11 protein-coding genes are annotated in these 18,930 nt (G+C 38.9%); 9 read left to right on the top strand and 2 right to left on the bottom strand.

Features of this window, described 5'->3' with window-relative positions; translation table 11 throughout:
* Positions 1-52 precede the first annotated feature (52 nt).
* From AC4MRQ_RS06560 to AC4MRQ_RS06535, 6 genes are all read left to right on the top strand, one after another.
* The gene (locus AC4MRQ_RS06560; protein WP_491196858.1) at positions 53-811 is read left to right on the top strand and encodes a T9SS type A sorting domain-containing protein; all 759 of its coding nucleotides are present in this window, start codon (positions 53-55) and stop codon (positions 809-811) included.
* A gap of 209 nt (positions 812-1,020) precedes the next feature.
* Positions 1,021-2,652 (top strand): right-handed parallel beta-helix repeat-containing protein, encoded by a 1,632-nt coding sequence (locus tag AC4MRQ_RS06555; protein WP_491196857.1) that lies wholly within the window; start codon positions 1,021-1,023, stop codon positions 2,650-2,652.
* A gap of 134 nt (positions 2,653-2,786) precedes the next feature.
* Positions 2,787-5,918, top strand: a complete 3,132-nt coding sequence (lacZ, locus tag AC4MRQ_RS06550) for a beta-galactosidase, LacZ type (RefSeq protein ID WP_491196856.1) — start codon at positions 2,787-2,789, stop codon at positions 5,916-5,918.
* A gap of 40 nt (positions 5,919-5,958) precedes the next feature.
* On the top strand, positions 5,959-8,193 hold the full coding sequence (locus AC4MRQ_RS06545) for a sulfatase-like hydrolase/transferase (protein ID WP_491196855.1): 2,235 nt from the start codon (positions 5,959-5,961) through the stop codon (positions 8,191-8,193).
* Complete coding sequence (locus AC4MRQ_RS06540; RefSeq protein WP_491196854.1) at positions 8,186-9,709, top strand: family 16 glycosylhydrolase; 1,524 nt, start codon at positions 8,186-8,188, stop codon at positions 9,707-9,709. The genes AC4MRQ_RS06545 and AC4MRQ_RS06540 overlap by 8 nt, the downstream gene beginning before the upstream one ends.
* A 23-nt stretch (positions 9,710-9,732) precedes the next feature.
* The gene (locus tag AC4MRQ_RS06535; protein ID WP_491196853.1) at positions 9,733-11,151 is read left to right on the top strand and encodes a sulfatase-like hydrolase/transferase; all 1,419 of its coding nucleotides are present in this window, start codon (positions 9,733-9,735) and stop codon (positions 11,149-11,151) included.
* 113 nt (positions 11,152-11,264) lie between these two features.
* Here AC4MRQ_RS06535 and AC4MRQ_RS06530 read toward each other — a convergent pair whose 3' ends face one another.
* Both AC4MRQ_RS06530 and AC4MRQ_RS06525 read right to left on the bottom strand, forming a co-directional pair.
* The gene (locus tag AC4MRQ_RS06530; protein ID WP_491196852.1) at positions 11,265-11,888 is read right to left on the bottom strand and encodes a carbohydrate-binding family 9-like protein; all 624 of its coding nucleotides are present in this window, start codon (positions 11,886-11,888) and stop codon (positions 11,265-11,267) included.
* A gap of 172 nt (positions 11,889-12,060) precedes the next feature.
* Entirely contained in the window at positions 12,061-12,633 is a 573-nt protein-coding gene (locus AC4MRQ_RS06525; protein ID WP_491196851.1) for an RNA polymerase sigma-70 factor, read from the bottom strand.
* A gap of 128 nt (positions 12,634-12,761) precedes the next feature.
* Between AC4MRQ_RS06525 and AC4MRQ_RS06520 the strand changes: the two genes are divergently transcribed.
* The 3 genes from AC4MRQ_RS06520 (at position 12,762) to AC4MRQ_RS06510 (ending at position 18,870) form a co-directional block, all read left to right on the top strand.
* Positions 12,762-13,748, top strand: a complete 987-nt coding sequence (locus AC4MRQ_RS06520) for a FecR family protein (protein ID WP_491196850.1) — start codon at positions 12,762-12,764, stop codon at positions 13,746-13,748.
* A 156-nt stretch (positions 13,749-13,904) separates the two neighbouring features.
* Positions 13,905-17,168: a SusC/RagA family TonB-linked outer membrane protein gene (locus AC4MRQ_RS06515; protein WP_491196849.1), complete on the top strand. Its 3,264-nt coding sequence runs from the start codon at positions 13,905-13,907 to the stop codon at positions 17,166-17,168.
* 19 nt (positions 17,169-17,187) lie between these two features.
* Positions 17,188-18,870: a RagB/SusD family nutrient uptake outer membrane protein gene (locus AC4MRQ_RS06510; protein WP_491196848.1), complete on the top strand. Its 1,683-nt coding sequence runs from the start codon at positions 17,188-17,190 to the stop codon at positions 18,868-18,870.
* Positions 18,871-18,930: the final 60 nt, after the last annotated feature.

The following is an 18,930-nucleotide window of genomic DNA, read 5'->3' as shown; positions in this document are numbered from 1 at the left end:
AGGGGGGGATTCAATCTCCTCCGCTATCAGTATTTTAACTAAATTTTATATTATGAAAAAATCTTTACTTTTCATGGCCCTTGCTATGGCCTTTAGTGTAGCAACAAAAGCTCAAACGACTGTTTGGTCCGACAACTTCGATAGTTATACAGCACCGACTAACCTGGTAACAGAAGGTTACGAAGTATGGGAGGGTACTGTAAATGCAGTAGATGCAGCAGCCAACGGAATTACTGCTGTTTCTGGTGCTAATGTTGCAAAATGTAGCCCAGGATCAACATTAAATATCTACCTGAGAAAAACTATTGAGCTTGAGGGTGGCAAGCAATACACCTATTCTGCATCCACAATGCAGGCTGAAGGGAAGAAACATTTTATTCAGGTTGTTGTTGATGGAACCACATTAAAAGCAGAAGGTACAAATACATCATGGCAAAGTAAATCAATTACCTTCACCCCATCTGTTACTCAAGATGTGGTATTAACAACATACATGTATTTTAAAGAACTCACCATGTATGTAGATGATATGAAATTGACTCAGGATACACCTACATCAATTAAGGATGATGAAACAATCAACCTGACAGTCACACCAAATCCATCAAACGGTATTTTCAGAATAACGGCATCAGAAACATTGAATTCTGTTGAAGTATATAATACGGCTGGTCAATTGGTGAAAAAGCAGACAGCCGGTAATGCCGATGATGTGACTCTTGATATGAGTGCTTATTCGCGCGGTTTATATGTGCTAAAGCTGGAATCTGCCAATGGTAACTATTGTACTAAAAAAATAATGCTGAAATAAGGAACAAAGACTTAATAGTTTACAGTACCAATAAAGCAGTCATCTGCGATTAGCAGCTGGCTGCCATTTGATTGGTACTGCTTTTTGATCTTAAGTTATTCTGGTAATTATCTGCGAGTGAAAGGATGTATTTAACCGGATGCCTTAATGGAGGTGGTATCGCCCAGGTCGCAAAAATGTTGAAATCTCATTGTGTTAACAATCATCGTATGAAAAGATATTCCTTAGTGCTCATTTTAGTTTTCATTAGTCTTTCGGTTTGGTCGACGAATTATTATATAAACGCATTAATGGGGAGCGACAATAATTCTGGCTTAAAAGAAAGCGATGCATTTAAAAGTCTGGATAAAATGAATACGATACGGCTAAAAGCAGGTGATAAAATATTGTTAGCAGAAGGTCAGACTTTTAAAGGAAGTCTGATATTGCAGAGTATAAGTGGAGAAGAAGGTAGTCCGGTAATGATTGAAGGCTATTCGACTGATAAAACTTCCAAAACCCATCGGCCTGTTATTGATGCCTGTGGATTTCTGAATGGTATTTTTATTAATAATTGCAGTCATATTGAGCTAAGAGGTATTGAAATATCGGCCAATGGAGGTGAAAACAAAACAATTCAGCAACAAAAGCAAATGCGTTGCGGCGTACTGGTAACAACATCTGAACCTGGTCAGTTTATTAATATCAGGCTGAGTGACTTGGTTATTCGTGATGTGTTTTATGAAGAGCCTGGATTTGAACGAGGTGCAGATGAGGTGAAAACTGCCAATGGCCGCCAAAACTATGGATGGGGAATCCGCTTCATCAATATAACTCCCGATGCTCAGCTGAATAATCTGACAGTAGAAAATTGTCACATTTCTAACGTGGCACACACCGGAATAAAGTTTACCGGAAAAGATAAAAATATTCAGAATATTCATGTGTTTGATAATAGGATCTTAGAAACTGGAGGACCTGGTATACAAATGTCTGAAGTTCACCAGGGGCACGTTAAAGGCAACCAGGTAAATTCTTCGGGAAGTAACAATGATTCGCGTAAATGGGGGAGAGGCAGTGGCCTCTGGACATGGGGAAGCTCCAATGTAATTATCGAGCACAATACATTTAAAAATGCCAATGGGCCGGGTGATTCAGCCGGCTGTCATATCGATTATAATTGTAACAACGTGATTGTTCAGTGTAATCTTAGTGTTAATAATGCCGGCGGATTCTGCGAAATACTGGGGAACAATTATAATTGCGCCTATCGCTATAATGTCAGTGTTAATGACGGGTATCGTGTGAAAGGGGAAAACGGTGCTTTTCAGGAGGGGAAGATATTATGGTTAAGTGGATACCGAGGGAAAAGGGAACGAAGCGGCCCTTTTAATAGCTATTTCTACAACAATACTATCTATGTAGGTAAAGGAATAGTTGCCAAAATTGCAATTGATAGGGCTTCGACAGGTTTGTTGATCGCTAATAACATTTTCTGTATTAAAGGCGATAGTAAGGCTGTTTTAGGCGATCAGTATAATCCCGAGAAATCTGGTTCATCAAAAGTTCGCGACATTGTTTTTAAAAATAACCTCTACCTGAAGAAGAATAATTGGCCGGATGAAGTTTTAATTGAGGATGAAAACCCGTTCTATGGTAACCCTCAATTTGCAAATGCAGAAGGTCAGCAACTTATAGATTATCGTCCGTTAAAAACTAATCTGATTAAGGACAAGGGTGTTAAGATTACATTGATCCCTAACGATAGTATCGGTATTTATATAGGTTTAGAAGTTCCATATGATATACTTGGTAACAAAATAAAAGCTTTGCCTGATTTAGGGGCAATTGAGGTGGACTAATGGTTTAATATTGAATTAAACGAATGCGAGCCTTAAGAAAAGTGACAATAATCTACGGTTTATAATAAACGCATAAAAATGACCGATTTTACCAACCTTACCATAACATAAAAAGATATAACAATATAGGAAAGATGAAGAAGCTTTTAATGGTACATGTTTTAATGCTGGTTGTGAGTTTAACTTTTGCCGATAAGAGACCTGAGTGGGATAACGTAAAAGTTTTGCATATTAATAAGGAAGAACCGCATACAACAATGATGGTTTACGGATCAGCTAAGTCGGCTCTAAGTTATGACAAAGAGCAATCCGATTTTTATCAAAGCCTGAATGGTCAGTGGCGTTTTAATTGGTCAAAGAACCAGGACAGCCGTCCACAGAATTTTTACCAGACAAGTTTCGATGATTCAAAGTGGAGAAGTATTCCGGTTCCATCCAATTGGGAATTACACGGATACGGCATACCTATCTATACCAATGATACTTATCCTTTTGAGAAGGATGAATTAAAAGCTCCGAAAGAATGGAATCCTGTCGGGTCTTACCGTCATTCATTTAGTATTCCTGAAACTTGGGATGGTCGTGAGGTATACATCAATTTTGATGGAGTTCAGTCAGCGTATTATGTGTGGGTTAACGGTAAAAAAGTAGGATACTGTCAGGGGAGTCGCACTCCAGGCGAATTTAATATCACCAGATATCTGAAAGAAGGAAACAACCAGTTAGCTGTTGAAGTATATCGCTGGAGTGATGCCTCATATCTTGAGGATCAGGATTTTTGGCGATTGAGCGGTATTTTCAGAGATGTTTATTTGTGGTCTACACCGAAAACACATATCCGTGATTTTGTGGTAAGTGCTACTTTGGATGATTCCTATCAAAAAGGACTTTTCCAATTAAACGGAGAACTTGTTTCAAAATCTAAAGCTGCCATAACAATTGATTTTGAATTACTGGATGCAAGTGACAAACCTCAGTTAAAAGGATCATTACCCGTAAATGCCAGAAAAGGACTGGTAGAATTCTCATCAGACGAATATTCAATTGAGAATGTTAATAGTTGGAATGCAGAATCACCTTACCTGTATCAACTCCAATTAACTCTAAAAGATAAGGATAACAAAGTGTTGGAGGTGATCCCTCAAAAAGTTGGTTTCCGAAGCATTGAAATAAAAGAAGGTAAGCTTTTGGTAAATGGGGTGCAAGTGTTGTTTAAAGGAACAAACCGTCATGAGCACCATCCTGAAACAGGGCATTATGTAACGAAAGAAGACATGATGCGCGACATTGTCTTGATGAAGCAAAATAACATCAATGCGGTTCGAACTTCACATTACCCCAATACACCGGAATGGTATGCCTTATGTGATGAATATGGAATCTATCTGATCAATGAAGGAAACATTGAAACCCACGGTTTTGGTAATAAGGGCGATAACCGTTTGACATGTTCACCTGAGTGGGAAGAGGCCTATATTGATCGCGTTGCCCGCATGGTATATCGTGATCGCAACCACCCTTCAGTTATTATCTGGTCAATGGGTAATGAAAGTGGAGATGGGCCTAATGCAAAAAAGGTTCATGAATGGGTGAATCAGATAGATGCTTCGCGTCCTTACCTTTATGAAGGGACAACCCGCAAAGGAGGGCGCGATTATGCTGATGTTTATTCACGCATGTATGCTACTCCTGATGAGTGTCAGCAAATCATTAAAAAATATGCTCACATGCCATTTCTCTTGTGTGAGTATACACACGCAATGGGGAATAGTAACGGTAATCTAAAGGAATATTGGGATTTGGTGTATGCCGATAACAATTTCCAAGGTGGTTTTGTATGGGATTGGATGGATCAGGGATTAAAACAAGAGGTGCCAGCTAAATATAAAGCAAGTTCAGGTAAGGAGCATTTTTATGCCTACGGTGGTTGGTGGGAAAATGCCAGAGGTGTTCACCACGACGGAAACTTCTGTATGAATGGTCTTTTAGCTTCAGATTGGACTCCTCACCCCGGATTAAATACAATAAAATATTTCTATCGCAATATTCATGTTGAAGCGATAGATATTGAGTATTTGGAATTTAAGATCACAAATTGGTATGAATTTTCAAATGCAAGTGATTGGGTCGATGGTAAATGGCAATTGCTGGAAGATGGTGAAATTGTAAGCAATGGAAATATGTCTGCACTGGACATACCAGCACGAGCCTCAAAGACGGTTAAGGTTAATGTAAACGATTATCAACTTAAGCCGGGTAAAGAATACCACCTGACCTTTAGTTTTGTACTTAACAAGGATACGTTCTTTGCTGAAAAAGGACATGAACTTGCCTGGGATCAGTTCAAATTGACAAACAGTAAAATTGAGTCGGAAAGCAGAGCTCCATCAAGCATTCCTCAGTATCGCATTGAAGGTCGTGAGGTGTATGTTTGGGGCGATGGATTCTCAATTTTGTTCGATAAGCTAAACGGTCGATTGGAAAAGTATTATTTAGGTGAAGACTTAATAATTAAGTGTGGTCCAAGTCCAGATTTCTGGCGTGTACCTACGGATAATGACCGTGGTGCCGTGAAAGGCGGAAATCGCAAGTTACCACAGTTAGGTATTTGGGAAAAGGCATCTGCTTGGTTGATTGATGACTTTACTATTGAAACGATAGGGACAGATATCGTTTTGAAGGCAATAGGAAAGCTGCCATTGATTGATGCCAGCTATCAGCAAACATACGTTGTTAATAACCATGGAGAAGTAGAGGTTAACTGTCAATATAAAGCTGGTGATGAGCAACTGCCAATGATTCCTCGAATCGGAACTGATATGGTTATTACTCCTGATTATGAGAATATTCAATGGTATGGTCCAGGCCAAAACCCAACTTATGCCGATCGAAATATTGAGAAAGTGGGGATATATACGTCTACGGTTACCGATCAATGGGTTGAGTACTCGAAGCCTCAGGAGAACGGCTATAAGATGGATGTCCGATGGTTTACATTGAAGAATTCAAACGGTAAAGGGTTACGGTTTGTTGGAGCGCCTCATGTTGCTTTTGGTGCATCACATTATAGTAAAAAAGATATCCAAAAAAGTGATTATTCATTTGAATTGGTTAAGCAACCAGATATTTTCTTAAATGTGGATTATAAGCAAATGGGTATTGGCGGCACAACCAGTTGGTTAATGCAAGCATTCCCGCGTAAAGATTACAGAATAATGAATGCAGATTATAATTTCTCTTATAAGATTGAACCACTTTTAAAGTGATAGATAGCACCTAATGTATTGATTTTGAAAACAAAGAATTATGATACAATGTAGCATAAAACTTGGGATATGTTTCTTAACTATTTGGATCACATTTGGTAACCTCAAAGCCAAACCAAAATCAGAAATGCCTCCAAATGTCATCATTATCTTAACAGATGATCAAGGCTATAGAGATGTTGGTTTTAATGGATGTAAGGATATACCAACACCAAATATTGATCGTATTGCCGATAATGGAGTGAAGTTTACCAATGCCTATGTGACTTATGCTGTGTGTGGGCCAAGTCGGGCCGGAATCATGACTGGTCGGTATCAGGATCGTTTTGGATTTGGAAGAAACCCCTTGCTCGCACCAAACGATACGCTGCAAGGGTTGCCTTCATCTGAAGAAACTCTTGCAACTGTGCTAAAGCGTTCAGGTTATACCAGTATGGCTTTGGGTAAGTGGCATTTGGGAGTACACAAAAGTCAATATCCTTTAAATAGAGGATTTGATGAATTCTTCGGTTTTTTATCAGGAGGTCATCACTATTTTCCGGAAGAGTGGACTTTAAATGATATATCCGAAGTTAAATCGCAGTTTGATGGTTACCGGACGAAGCTGATGCGCAACAATGGGCGTATTAATGAGAAGGAATACTTAACCGAAGCACTGTCACGTGAGGCTGTATCATTTATTGATCGCAATAGTGATAAGCCTTTTTTTATCTATCTGGCATATAATGCGCCTCATGCACCAATGCAGGCTACTGAAAAATATTTGAAGCGTTTCAAACATATTGACGACAAAAAAAGAAGGACATATGCTGCGATGGTCAGTGCTGTAGATGATGGCGTGGGTCTGGTGCTTGATAAGTTGGAAGAGAAAGGTATCAAGGAAAATACAATCGTGTTCTTCCTGTCCGACAATGGAGGACCTGAAGAGAAAAATGGCTCCGATAATGGTTCCTTACGCGAAGGTAAAAGCAGTTTATTTGAAGGAGGAATTCATGTGCCATTTGCTATGCAATGGCCAGGAAAAATTCCAGGAGGAATGGTGTACGAAAAACCGGTGATATCGCTTGATATGTTTGCTACTGCTGTTAAACATGCTAACGCTTCCGCAAAAAATCAGCTCGATGGTGTTGATCTCTTGCCTTTTGTAAGTGGTAAAATACAAGACGAACCTCATCAGGCCTTATATTGGCGGAAATATGATCAGAAAGCATACGCAATAAGAAAAGGTGACTTAAAGGTGATTAAATACCAGAGCGACCGGGATCAGCTTTACAATCTGTCTGATGACATAAGTGAAGAAAAACCTTTGGACATTAATGCTGATCAAAATTATAGTACCATAAAAGAGGCTTATCAACGATGGGTGGATGAGATGAAGGATCCTGTTTTTCTGGGCTTATTGCAGGACAAGAAATACAGCAAGCAAAACCCGGATAGATACAAAATACTTAATCCTTATCATCCAGATTCGCATACCATTAAGGTGCCGGATGGTTATGAATTAATCTGGTCAGACGATTTTAATGTCAATGGTAAACCCAATGAGAAGTACTGGAATTATGAAGAAGGTCTCGTGCGTAATCATGAGTTGCAATGGTATCAGTCAGATAATGCCAATATTAAAGATGGCGTATTGGTAATAGAAGGAAGACGTGAGGAGGTTTGCAATAAGAACTATGATAAAACCAGTTCAGATTGGCGCCAACAGAGACCAAAGGCTCAATATACATCTGCTTGTATCAAAACCAATGATAAGTTTTCTTTTCAGTATGGAATTATGGAAGTAAGGGCTCGAATCGACACAAGTTTTGGTATGTGGCCTGCCATTTGGACTTTAGGTGTTGAAAACCGCTGGCCTGCGAACGGCGAGGTGGATCAATTAGAGTACTATCGTCATGAAGGTGAAGCCAAAATACTGGCAAATGCTGCCTGGGCAAATGCGAAGATGAAGCCTGTTTGGGATTCAGCTAAAATACTCTTTAAATACTTTTTAGAACGTGAACCTGATTGGGCGCAAAGATTCCATATATGGAAGATGGAGTGGACCGAGGATTACATTCATCTTTATCTGGATGAAGAGCTCTTAAATGAAATTGATTTATCCAAGACCATCAATGCCGATGGTAGTAATCCATTCCATCAACCTCAATATATCCTTCTAAATCTGGCTATTGGATCTAATGGTGGTGATCCATCTAACACCACATTTCCAAGAAAGTTTGAGGTGGACTATGTGCGTGTTTTTCAAAAGCGTAACGATAAATTAAATGATTAGAATAAAGATTTATTTATGTCTGGCACTATCAAGTTTTATTAACCTGGAAAGTGTATATGCCCAAATGATTGACGAAGCAACTCCGGCGAATGCTTTGCCTCTTCTTCTAAATGCCACAGTTGATAACTGGTTGCTTGATTTTAGCGATGAGTTCAATGAATCAACAGTTAATTCATTAAAATGGAATGTACTGGAAAGTTCAAAAAGCAGAGCACCTCGTCCCGATTTAGGTATCGATGACTGGTGGTGGACAGAAGATAATGTGTGGCAGGAAAATGGGGATTTAGTCTTACGGGTAACTAAAGAAGATCATAATACCATGCATTGTGGATCAGTTAATTCCAACGACTTGTATGAAACAAAGTATGGTTTTTTTGAGGCACGGATAAAAATTGCAGATGCATCAAAAGGAACACATACGGCTTTCTGGTTTCAGGGAGATAACATGGACAATGTAGATGGAACAGCTAATGATGGAGCCGAGATAGATGTTTTCGAATCAGCTTGGCTGGACGACTACACCAAATCGGTGATACATATCGATGGTTACGGAGCCAATCACCAGGCGAATACAAAGAAGTATACTATACCCGGTATTCATAATGGAAATTACCATACCTGGGGTTTTCACTGGACTGAAGATTTTATGGATACCTATTACGATGGTGAGTTTAAAGTTCGTTACGATGATCCTAAATGGGTTGTTCAGTCTCCAGAGTTTTTGTGGTTATCTGATGGCGCAAGTTTTGGAATTAAAGGTGATTACTTTACTAGCGAGCCTGTTGGAACATTAACATACGCTTTTGTTGATTATGTGCGGGTATGGAAAAGTGAGTTCTATGATTCTTCAACAGAATTGGAATGTGAAAACTTAAACAGCTCGTCACCAAGCGAGACAGATATCCAGATTATTAATAATGCAGGAGCCAGTGGACAAAAGCATGTTAAACTATCCAGTACTTCAGTTGGGAACGCTATTATATTTGATGTGCCAATTGAAAAGAGTGGTCATCATAAGCTGACTATTCAAGGTTTAACCTGGTCATCATTTGGAAAATATAGCTGTGCCATTAAAACATCAAATGGTGACTGGCAAAGTTTAGGTCTAAATATTGATTTTTACTATACTAATTCATCACAAATAACACAAGACAGCGATGAGATTCAACTTGATGCTGGTTCCTATCAGCTAAAACTGACATGTGAGGGGAAAGATAATGCTTCGTCAGGTTACGTCGGTTCTTTTGATAAAATTACCATCAACAGTCGAACCAACATTGTCGCAACAGTCGCCAAAAATAAAAATGCGAATAAACTAAGCATTTATCCAAATCCAACTAACAAAATGTTGAAAATATCAGGACTTGAAAAACCAACGCAAATCTCGATATATAACATTTCTGGTATTCAGGTCATGCAGGCTATTACTCAAAATCAGGTTAAAGTTGATCAACTTAGCGAAGGATTATATCTGATTCGCATTAAAGATGAAGTATTCAAACTCAGAAAATATTAAATTAGAAAACTATATTGTGTGGTATGAGAATTATACAACTAATTAGATCGGTTGCGATTGTTGCCTTAATGACATTGTTGATATTTGGATGTCAGCAAGGTAAACCAGATTCAACTGTTACCAAAAAACCGAATGTCATTGTTATGTTATTGGATGATGCAGGCTATGCTGATTTTGGTTTTGCCGGTTGCAAAGATTTAAAAACTCCTAATATTGATAGGTTGGCTTACAATGCAATGCGCTTTTCGGATGCTCATGTAACAGCTTCGGTATGTGGGCCAAGTCGGGCCGGGCTAATGGTTGGCAGGTACCAACAACGTTTCGGGTTTGAATGTAACCCTCCGGCAGAATATTCAGGTATTGATTTAAACCAAAAAACCTTGGCAGATGCCATGAAGAAAGCTGGTTATCAAACAGCTGCATTTGGTAAGTGGCATTTGGGTGAAGGACCAGAATATCGTCCAAATAAACGTGGGTTTGATTACTTCTGGGGGTTTTTAGCTGGAGGTCGCAGTTACTTTCCTAATAAAAAGCAGGATAGAGAAGGAACGCAACATAGCATTCGTGAGAACGATACTTTTACACAATTTGAGGGTTACCTAACTGATCGTTTAGGGGATAAAGCTGTTGAATACATCGAAAAACATAAAGAGCAGCCATTCTTTATGTATTGGGCTCCCAATGCAGTGCACACGCCAATGGAAGCCACAAAAGAAGACCTGGCTCTTTTCGGTGGCCACCAAAGGCAAACATTAGCTGCTATGACCTGGTCACTTGATCGGGCGATTGGTAAGATTATTACAAAGTTGAAAGAAGAAGAGTTGTTGGATAATACATTGATATTCTTTCTAAGTGATAACGGCGGTGCGCATAATAATCAATCTTCAAATTTGCCATTGAAAGGATTTAAAGGAAACAAATATGAAGGAGGTCACAGGGTACAGTTTTTTGTACACTGGCCTGAAGTCATCAGTACTGGAAAACAGTTTGATGGTTTAACTTCCGCACTTGATATTTTTGCTACTAGTATTGATGTTGCCGGATTACCTGTTGATAAATCGTTAGATGGTGTCAGCCTTGTTCCTTATTTGAAAGGTGAAAAAACAGGTGACCCTCATGATAAACTATTTTGGAGGAAGGATCAGATGGCAGCTGCTCGCTTGGGTGATCATAAAATAATACGAGTCAGTAAATTAGGCTACCGTATGTATAATCTTGAAAATGATTTACAGGAAACAAACGATTTAGTTGAGGTTGAAGTGCAGAACTTTGAGCTACTAAATACGAAGTTAAGAGAATGGGAAAACGGGTTGGTCAATCCATGGTGGACCGAAGGTCCCCAATGGGATGAAATTACACGAATGATCCACAATGATTTGTATAATAACGAAGAAGTGAAAGTGAAGAACCCTGAACAACTTAAAAGTTTTAAGAATAATTAAAGTTTTTAATGTGATTAATATATCAGGGATTCTGAGCAACTATTTGAAACCGATAGAGTATTATAAGAGTGACCCGAACCTGTCGTTCGGACCACTCTTTTTTAATACTATAGCTATACTAACTTCAAGTTACCAAAAAAGGTCGGTAAATGAAAGTTAGGTGTTTCATGGCCAATCGGATTCCATGAAAGAAAATGAGTTTGTTTTTGATTATCTCCACACTTGTAGAAATTGGCTTTGTAGTTTTGTCCTGCAGCGAAGTTTTCAACATTATTTCCAAAAACTGCTTTTGGTATTTTAATGATCATTTCCCATTCGGTAGGCGTATCTTCCAGATCAATAGGTTCGCGTCCGAGTGAAGGTTGTGTCTCAATGCTTTCAACTACTGATTCAGGTAACCATTCGCGATCTTTGTTACTGGTTCCAAGACCTACGAGGCGCGTGCCGATACAGTTAAATTCCATATTGTAATATTCAGCATCTGAAAATGCCAGAAAGAACTCCACGCAACTATCTTCCCAAACAGGTCCGTTTGTATCGGTACTTACAGCCTTTGGATGTTGTTCATTTACCTTGTAACGGAGGTACAGATTGTCTGAATCGTAAGCCATCCCAAAATTAACCTTGCTATCCACCGGATAATTCCAATTGTCATGCTCAATTGGGATGATAGCCTCAGGAAAAATTAATTCTCCTCCATCTGTTTTTTCAATCTCTTTAATTTCTAATTGGTTCATCTCTATATAAAATATTTAAGGAAATATGTTCAAGTACTTAATGAAGCACAAAAGTTAAAGAAACTAATTTATTTTTTATATCCGAGAAATGCCGGAAGCATATTGCTTCAACTAATGCAAACAAATGATGTTCTGACGATGAGCTACTGTTAATAAAATCGGGACATCAGTTTTATCCCATAAAATGACCAATGTAGCTAAGTAAAGGTAAATATTCTTTAAGCTCTTTCCTTAAATGTTTTAGTGCTTTACTAATGTGCTTTTCAACGGCTTTCTCACTAATTTCCAATTGAGCAGCAATCTCTTTGTTTTTCAAATCCAACTGACGGCTCAATAAAAACACTTCCAGACATTTGGGTGGTAATTGCTTTAAAGCATCTTGGTATTTGTCACTTAGCTCTTGCTCAATAATACTGCTAATGGTGTTTGAATTACCTTCATAATATTCAGCTTCTTTAATCGATAGCGCATCGGTTTTTCCATCAAGTTGTCGAAGTTGTTTTAAACACTTGTTGCGGGTAACACCAAATAAATAACTATTTAAAGAAGTGGATATTTCCAGATTGTTTCGTTGTTGCCAAAGAGCCATAAAAACCTCCTGAACAATATCTCTTGCTTCGTCATCCGAAATAAATTTACAAGCATAGTAAAAAAGCGATTGCGAATATTTCGAGAATAGCTCCCGGTATATATTCACATCGCCACCTTTTATGGACTGTAAAATGATTTTTTCAGATGGATTCATGGGTTTACACTTGGCATCAAATATAAGGAATCATCCTATAAAACAAACTGAGAAAAGTTTTTTGAATAAAACACAACTATTGAGGTAGGGTAAAACTTGTTTTCTGGAACTTATTAAAAAAGCACAGTATGGAAGTGAGTGAAGATATTCTGATTAAACATATAAAGGGAGAACTTACGGATGAAGAGAAGCTCTTTGTTGATGAGCAGATTAATGCAAATGAAAGTTTGTATTTACAGTACCTTCAGTTGAAAGATGTTTGGGATTATGCAGCTCTTAAAACGAATGCCTATGACTATAATGCATCAAAAGAGTGGGAACAACTTTCAGTAAAGATACCATTCGTGAAGAACAGACAGATCAGGTTTAGGCGAGTTGTCGGAGTTGTTGGAATAGCTGCTTCTTTAATATTAGCATTCTTTATCGGTAATGTATTTGATAGTGTAAACAAAACTGAATTGGACTTTGCGAGTGCACATGTATTTACCGCTCCAGCTGGTCAGTTAACTACTATTAAGTTGGCAGACGGTTCTGAAATTACTTTAAATGAAAGCTCTCAGCTAAAAGTTCCGTTAGAGTTTGGCAAAACAAACCGTAAAGTGAATCTGGATGGCGAGGGCTATTTCAAAGTCAGCAAGAATAAGGATTTGACGTTCTCTGTGATATCTGGTAAGCAGGAAGTAAAAGTACTGGGAACAATCTTTAACATCAGGGCTTATAAAAATGAAAGCAGAATGATTACAAGTCTTGAAGAAGGAGTTGTTCGCTGGGAACTGGAAGGTCAGCATATTACATTAAAACCAGGCATGCAGGTGGTATATGACTCTAAAAAGGAAAGTATTGAGCAAAGGGAGATTGATGTCAATAGCATTAAGCAGTGGGCTTTGGGCAGGTATCAATACGAAGATGCGCCATTCGAAGAGATTATATCTGTTATTGAAAGGTGGTACGGTGTGGAAGTTAAATGGAATGCTAAAGAGTTTGAAGGCAAGCATTTCAATGGTGTAATAAAGCGTTCGTCACCATTGGAGGAGACTTTAAGTCTGATGGAACTGATGACTCCGATAGATTATACAGTTAAAGGGAAGATAGTAACGATAAAGCGAATGAGATAAACAAAAAAATCGGGAGATGCTACCAACATTTCCCGATTCAGTAATGATGTCTTGCAGGACATCACAATAGTAATTTAACATTTCAAATTTATGAAAAAAAAGTGGAACTGTTGCTTCCTCTTTAAGGAGAGGACTACAACTAAATTCGTGAGGGTTATGAGACTAACCATGGTCATGTTGATTGCATCTTTTATGCAAATTGCGGCGAACTCTTACTCACAAAGTAAGAACAATATCTCGTTGAAGGTAAAAAATGCAACAATTGAGGAAGCTTTGAAAACCATTCAGAGCAATTTGGGTATTGATATTTATTTCCAGTCGGAAATGATACCACAAGGTGCAAAAGTTGACATTGATGCACAATCGTCTTCCATTGCAGAAATAATGGAAACGGTATTAGAAGGTACCGGACTTACCTATCGAATGATCGAAGAAAACATTGTGATCGTGCCTGAAACGCCTTTAGAAATGAGCTCTGTACAACAACAAATTACTATTACAGGTAAGGTGACAGATGTGAATGGAGAGCCTTTACCTGGTGTGAATGTATTTGAAAAATCAAACACAACCAATGGTGTCATTACAGGTATTGATGGAGCCTATACAATCAATGTTTCATCACCTGACGCCGTATTAACTTTTTCATTTATTGGATTTGAAGAGCAGGAAATAGCGATTGCTAGCCGAACTACCATTCAGGTTGTATTGGTTGAAGAAATGACTGATCTTAACGAGGTAGTGGTCGTTGGTTATGGTGCTCAAAAGAAAGCCAATTTGACTGGTTCCGTATCGGCAGTAAAAGGCGATGACCTGGCTAAACGTACTGTGACAGATACACGTCTTGCGTTACAAGGTGCAGCAACTGGTGTTACGGTAATTGACCGAGGCGGTATTCCCGGTTCAGAAGAAGTGAGTATTAAGATTCGAGGAAACACCTCTTTATCAGCAGGCAGTGATCCGCTTGTTTTAGTAGATGGTGTTGAGATGCCAATTAAAGAGGTTAATCCGGCAGATATTGAAAGTATTTCCGTATTGAAAGATGCGGCATCCAGTTCTATCTATGGTTCTCGTGCAGCAAATGGTGTTATCTTGATAACAACTAAACGTGGTAAGGAAGGTGATTTCAGGGTAAGTTATGATGGTCATATGGGATGGCAAACGCCGGCAACACTGCCAGAATTGGTTAGTGCAGGAGATTACCTAATGTTGGTCAATGAAGCAAAAGTGAATGCAGGCTTGCAGCCAAAATATTCACAAGATTATATTGATAATACCGTATCTGGAACAGATCCGGTCAATTATCCTTATACGAATCTTTTTGAGGAATTGTATGAAACTGCCCCAATGCAGAATCATTCACTCCGTTTAAGTGGAGGAACAGATAAAGCCCGTCTGGCACTTTCTTTAAATTACCTGGATCAGGATGGTATGCTAAAGAATATCAATACTAAACGCTATGGATTAAGATTAAACACGGACTTTATTGTTAATGACCGTTTAAACGTTCGCACAGATATTAGTTTTAATCGTCGTGACAATGAGAGCCCTTCTCGTGTAGATGATGCTATTTCCAGTATTGTTGGAACTTCGCCGGTATTTTTATCGAAGTATCCAAATGGTTTATATGGATTGAACAAGGATAATAAGAGTCCGTTAGCTTTCCTCGAAGTGGGAGGTATGTCAGAAGGAGAAACGGAGTTATTAAATATGAAAGGTGGATTTGATTACAAAATCCTTAATGGATTAAAATGGACAAGTGACCTTTCATATAAATCACTGAATAAGCGTACGCATACCTTCAAATCAGAATACAAGTTTTATGATCCGTTTGAAGAAGATCGTTTGGTAACACAATGGTATCCAAGTGAACTGTTTGATTTCAGATGGTCAGAGAAAGAAACCATTTTCCGTTCACTATTAAACTATAACAAAGCATTTGGCGCACACAACTTAACTGCGTTAGCTGGTTTTGAAGCCATTGAGCACAATGCCTATCTGTTGGAAGGTGCCCGCAAAGATATCTACAGTTCTGATTATGCCGAATTGAATACAGGAGATCCGGAAACGAAAGATAACAGAGGCTATCGAGAAGACTGGGCTTTGGTTTCGTATTTTGGACGATTGAACTATGACTATAATCAGAAATATCTGTTAGAAGCCAACTTCCGATATGATGGTTCATCTCGATTTGCTGAAGGTAATAAGTGGGGCTTTTTCCCATCATTCTCTGCTGGATGGCGTATTTCTGAAGAGGGCTTTTTATCAACAACAGATTTTCTGGACAACCTGAAATTAAGAGCCTCTTGGGGTGAGTTGGGTAACCAGGATATTGGTTATTACCGTTTTTCTTCTCCTGTATTCCCTGGTTATGATTATTCGTTTAATGACAAGGAAGCCAGCGGATATTCTCAGTGGTACTATGCTAACGAAGATGTGACCTGGGAGACAACACAGATTCTTGATATTGGTTTTGATTTAACCATGTGGCAAGGCAAATTAGGCATTGTGGCTGATTGGTTTAAAAAGGATACACATGATGTATTAATGACCTTGCCAATTTCAACCATGGTTGGTTTGGCACCTGCCGAATCGAATGTTGGTAACATCCGCAATGTTGGTTGGGAAATTTCGGTTACACATAGAAACCGTATTGGTGATTTTGAATACGGTGTTGGTTTTAATATCTCAGATATCAAGAATGAGGTGGTTAGCTTAGCTGGTCAGGAAGCCACAATCAGTGGCTGGAAGATATTACAGGAAGGCGAACCTGTTTGGGCTTTATATGGGTATAAATCAGATGGATTGTTCCAGTCGGAACAGGAAATTAATGATGCGCCTGAGCAACCCAATCATGCCGACTTAAAACCAGGAGATATTAAACTTGTAGACATTAACGGCGATGAGGTGATTGATGATGAAGACCGGACAATTATTGGTTCGGATATACCACGTTATACCTATAGCATTGATTTGAATATGAGTTACAAAGGTTTTGACCTGACGGCATTACTACAAGGTGTATCGCAGGCTGAAAACTATTTCTATGGTGCGCCTAACGAAGGGCCAAACTTCGAAATTTTCACAACAACACGTGCTTTGGATCGTTGGACGCCTGATAACCCGAATGCTTCATTCCCGCGATTGGAAGATGCATCCAATAAAAATAACTACCTGTATAACGACTTTTGGATTCGAGATGCTTCGTACTTAAGGTTGAAGAATCTGCAAATAGGTTATTCATTTAATAATAATGTGCTTGATAAAATTCAAATCGAACGCTTACGATTGTATGTAGGAGGAACGAATCTGTTTACAATTACTGATGTTGAAAGTGGATTGGATCCGGAGACATATGATGGTCGACCATCTTACTATCCACCGGTATCCACTTATCTGGTTGGTATGCAAGTAACATTCTAATGGTTTTAAAATGAGAAAAATGAAGACATTAAAAATATACTTTCTTGCCCTGGTTGTAGTTCTTGGAGCAAGTAACTGTAGTGACGAATTTTTGGAAAGAACACCGAGTGACCAGGTTTCTTCTGCTACGTTCTTTCAGCAGGAAAAAGACATTGTATATGCGCTTAATGCCGTTTACGATTTAATTGGCTTTAACAGTTGGGATCGATCTTATGGTAGTGGTACCGATTTATTACGAATCGAAGTATTGACAGATAATGCAGTGGATCATCACTCGTGGAATGCGTGTTATGAATTAGGTAATGGTACGGCTAATGCTTACGACTGGTATGTGCAATACCGCTGGCAGGAACGCTATCGTGGTATACAACGTGCAAATCGCATTCTGGAAGGAGCACCCAATATAGAAGACATGGATTTGGATTACCGTAATCGATTGGTTGCTGAGACGACAGTTTTACGCGCCTATTTCTATTTCGATTTAGTATATCTTTTTGGCGATGTGCCATTCTTAACTTCAAGCATTATTCCTGATGATTGTGAGCCAATAGTTGACGAAAGCGGCAACGTGACACCAAACCCTAAATGCACTCGTACAGATAAGAATACCATTATGGATGCATTAATTGCAGATTTGGAATCGGTTGCTGATCATCTACCAAAGTCATATGATGGGGATAACAAAGGTCGTGTAACTAGAGGAACAGCTTTAACACTTAAAGCACGTATTCATTTGTATCGTGAAGAATGGACGGAAGCAGCTGCTGCAGCTAAAGCCGTGATGGATTTGGATGTGTATTCTATTTATTCTCAGTATGCAAATATGTTCGACTACCAGGGAGTTGATAATAACGAGGTGATTTTCGACATTCAGGTGATGAAAGATGTTTGGGAAGGTGAATTTTGGTTACCTAATTATGGTCCGAACTCTGTTGGAGGATGGAGTTGTTCTTGTCCTTTACAATCAATGGTGGATACTTATGAAACAACGGATGGTAAAACCATAGACGATCCGACATCTATATACGATCCGTTGCAACCATATGCTAACCGAGATCCGCGCTTGCACCATTCAATTTTATATCCGGGTCGCGAATGGCAATGGGGTGTTTATAACACCATTCCTGGCGCGACTTATCCTGGACAGGATATTGTAGCTGGTGATGACCTGACGGATGGAACAGGCGGACAGTGGAACAAAACTGCAACCGGTTACAATTGGTTAAAATATATTTCTCAGCAGGACATCGATGATGCCAATTACTGGGATAGTGGTATTCATTTTATCATTATGCGTTATGCCGAGGTATTACTAATGTATGCCGAAGCCAAAGTAGAAGCCGGAGATGTTGACCAATCAGTTTATGATGCTATTAATGAGGTACGCCAGCGTGCCGATGTAATGATGCCTATAATAACAACCGGAAAGTCAACTGATCAATTACGCGATATTATTCGTCGTGAACGTCGTGTTGAGTTGGCATTCGAAGGTATCCGACTGTATGATATTCGTCGCTGGCAAATTGCTGATCAGGTAATGCCTGGCGAAGCTGAAGGTTTAACTTATACCGATCCGGATAGTGGCGAACAAGTAACCCTATCTGGTGGTAACAGAAACTTTGATGCTGCAAAACATTATTTATGGCCTATTCCACAGGCAGAAATTGATGTTTCAGGTATCTCTCAGAACAACAATTGGTAAATTGAAACTTAGAAAGCTTATCCCGGAAAGCGTTCCGGGTAAGCTTATGCTTTAATACAA

It is taken from the genome of Carboxylicivirga sp., assembly GCF_982718395.1.
Note: the sequence above shows the minus strand (reverse complement) of the source record. Positions and strands in the feature narration are given on the sequence as shown.

Excerpts from the sequence above, each read along its gene's own strand:
- AC4MRQ_RS06545 (WP_491196855.1), top strand. The coding sequence starts at position 5,959 with ATGATACAATGTAGCATAAAACTTGGGATATGTTTCTTAACTATTTGG.
- AC4MRQ_RS06510 (WP_491196848.1), top strand. The coding sequence starts at position 17,188 with ATGAAGACATTAAAAATATACTTTCTTGCCCTGGTTGTAGTTCTTGGA.
- AC4MRQ_RS06540 (WP_491196854.1), top strand. The coding sequence starts at position 8,186 with ATGATTAGAATAAAGATTTATTTATGTCTGGCACTATCAAGTTTTATT.
- AC4MRQ_RS06555 (WP_491196857.1), top strand. The coding sequence starts at position 1,021 with ATGAAAAGATATTCCTTAGTGCTCATTTTAGTTTTCATTAGTCTTTCG.
- AC4MRQ_RS06535 (WP_491196853.1), top strand. The coding sequence starts at position 9,733 with ATGAGAATTATACAACTAATTAGATCGGTTGCGATTGTTGCCTTAATG.
- AC4MRQ_RS06515 (WP_491196849.1), top strand. The coding sequence starts at position 13,905 with ATGAGACTAACCATGGTCATGTTGATTGCATCTTTTATGCAAATTGCG.
- AC4MRQ_RS06560 (WP_491196858.1), top strand. The coding sequence starts at position 53 with ATGAAAAAATCTTTACTTTTCATGGCCCTTGCTATGGCCTTTAGTGTA.
- AC4MRQ_RS06530 (WP_491196852.1), bottom strand. The coding sequence starts at position 11,888 with ATGAACCAATTAGAAATTAAAGAGATTGAAAAAACAGATGGAGGAGAA.
- AC4MRQ_RS06520 (WP_491196850.1), top strand. The coding sequence starts at position 12,762 with ATGGAAGTGAGTGAAGATATTCTGATTAAACATATAAAGGGAGAACTT.
- AC4MRQ_RS06525 (WP_491196851.1), bottom strand. The coding sequence starts at position 12,633 with ATGAATCCATCTGAAAAAATCATTTTACAGTCCATAAAAGGTGGCGAT.
- lacZ (WP_491196856.1), top strand. The coding sequence starts at position 2,787 with ATGAAGAAGCTTTTAATGGTACATGTTTTAATGCTGGTTGTGAGTTTA.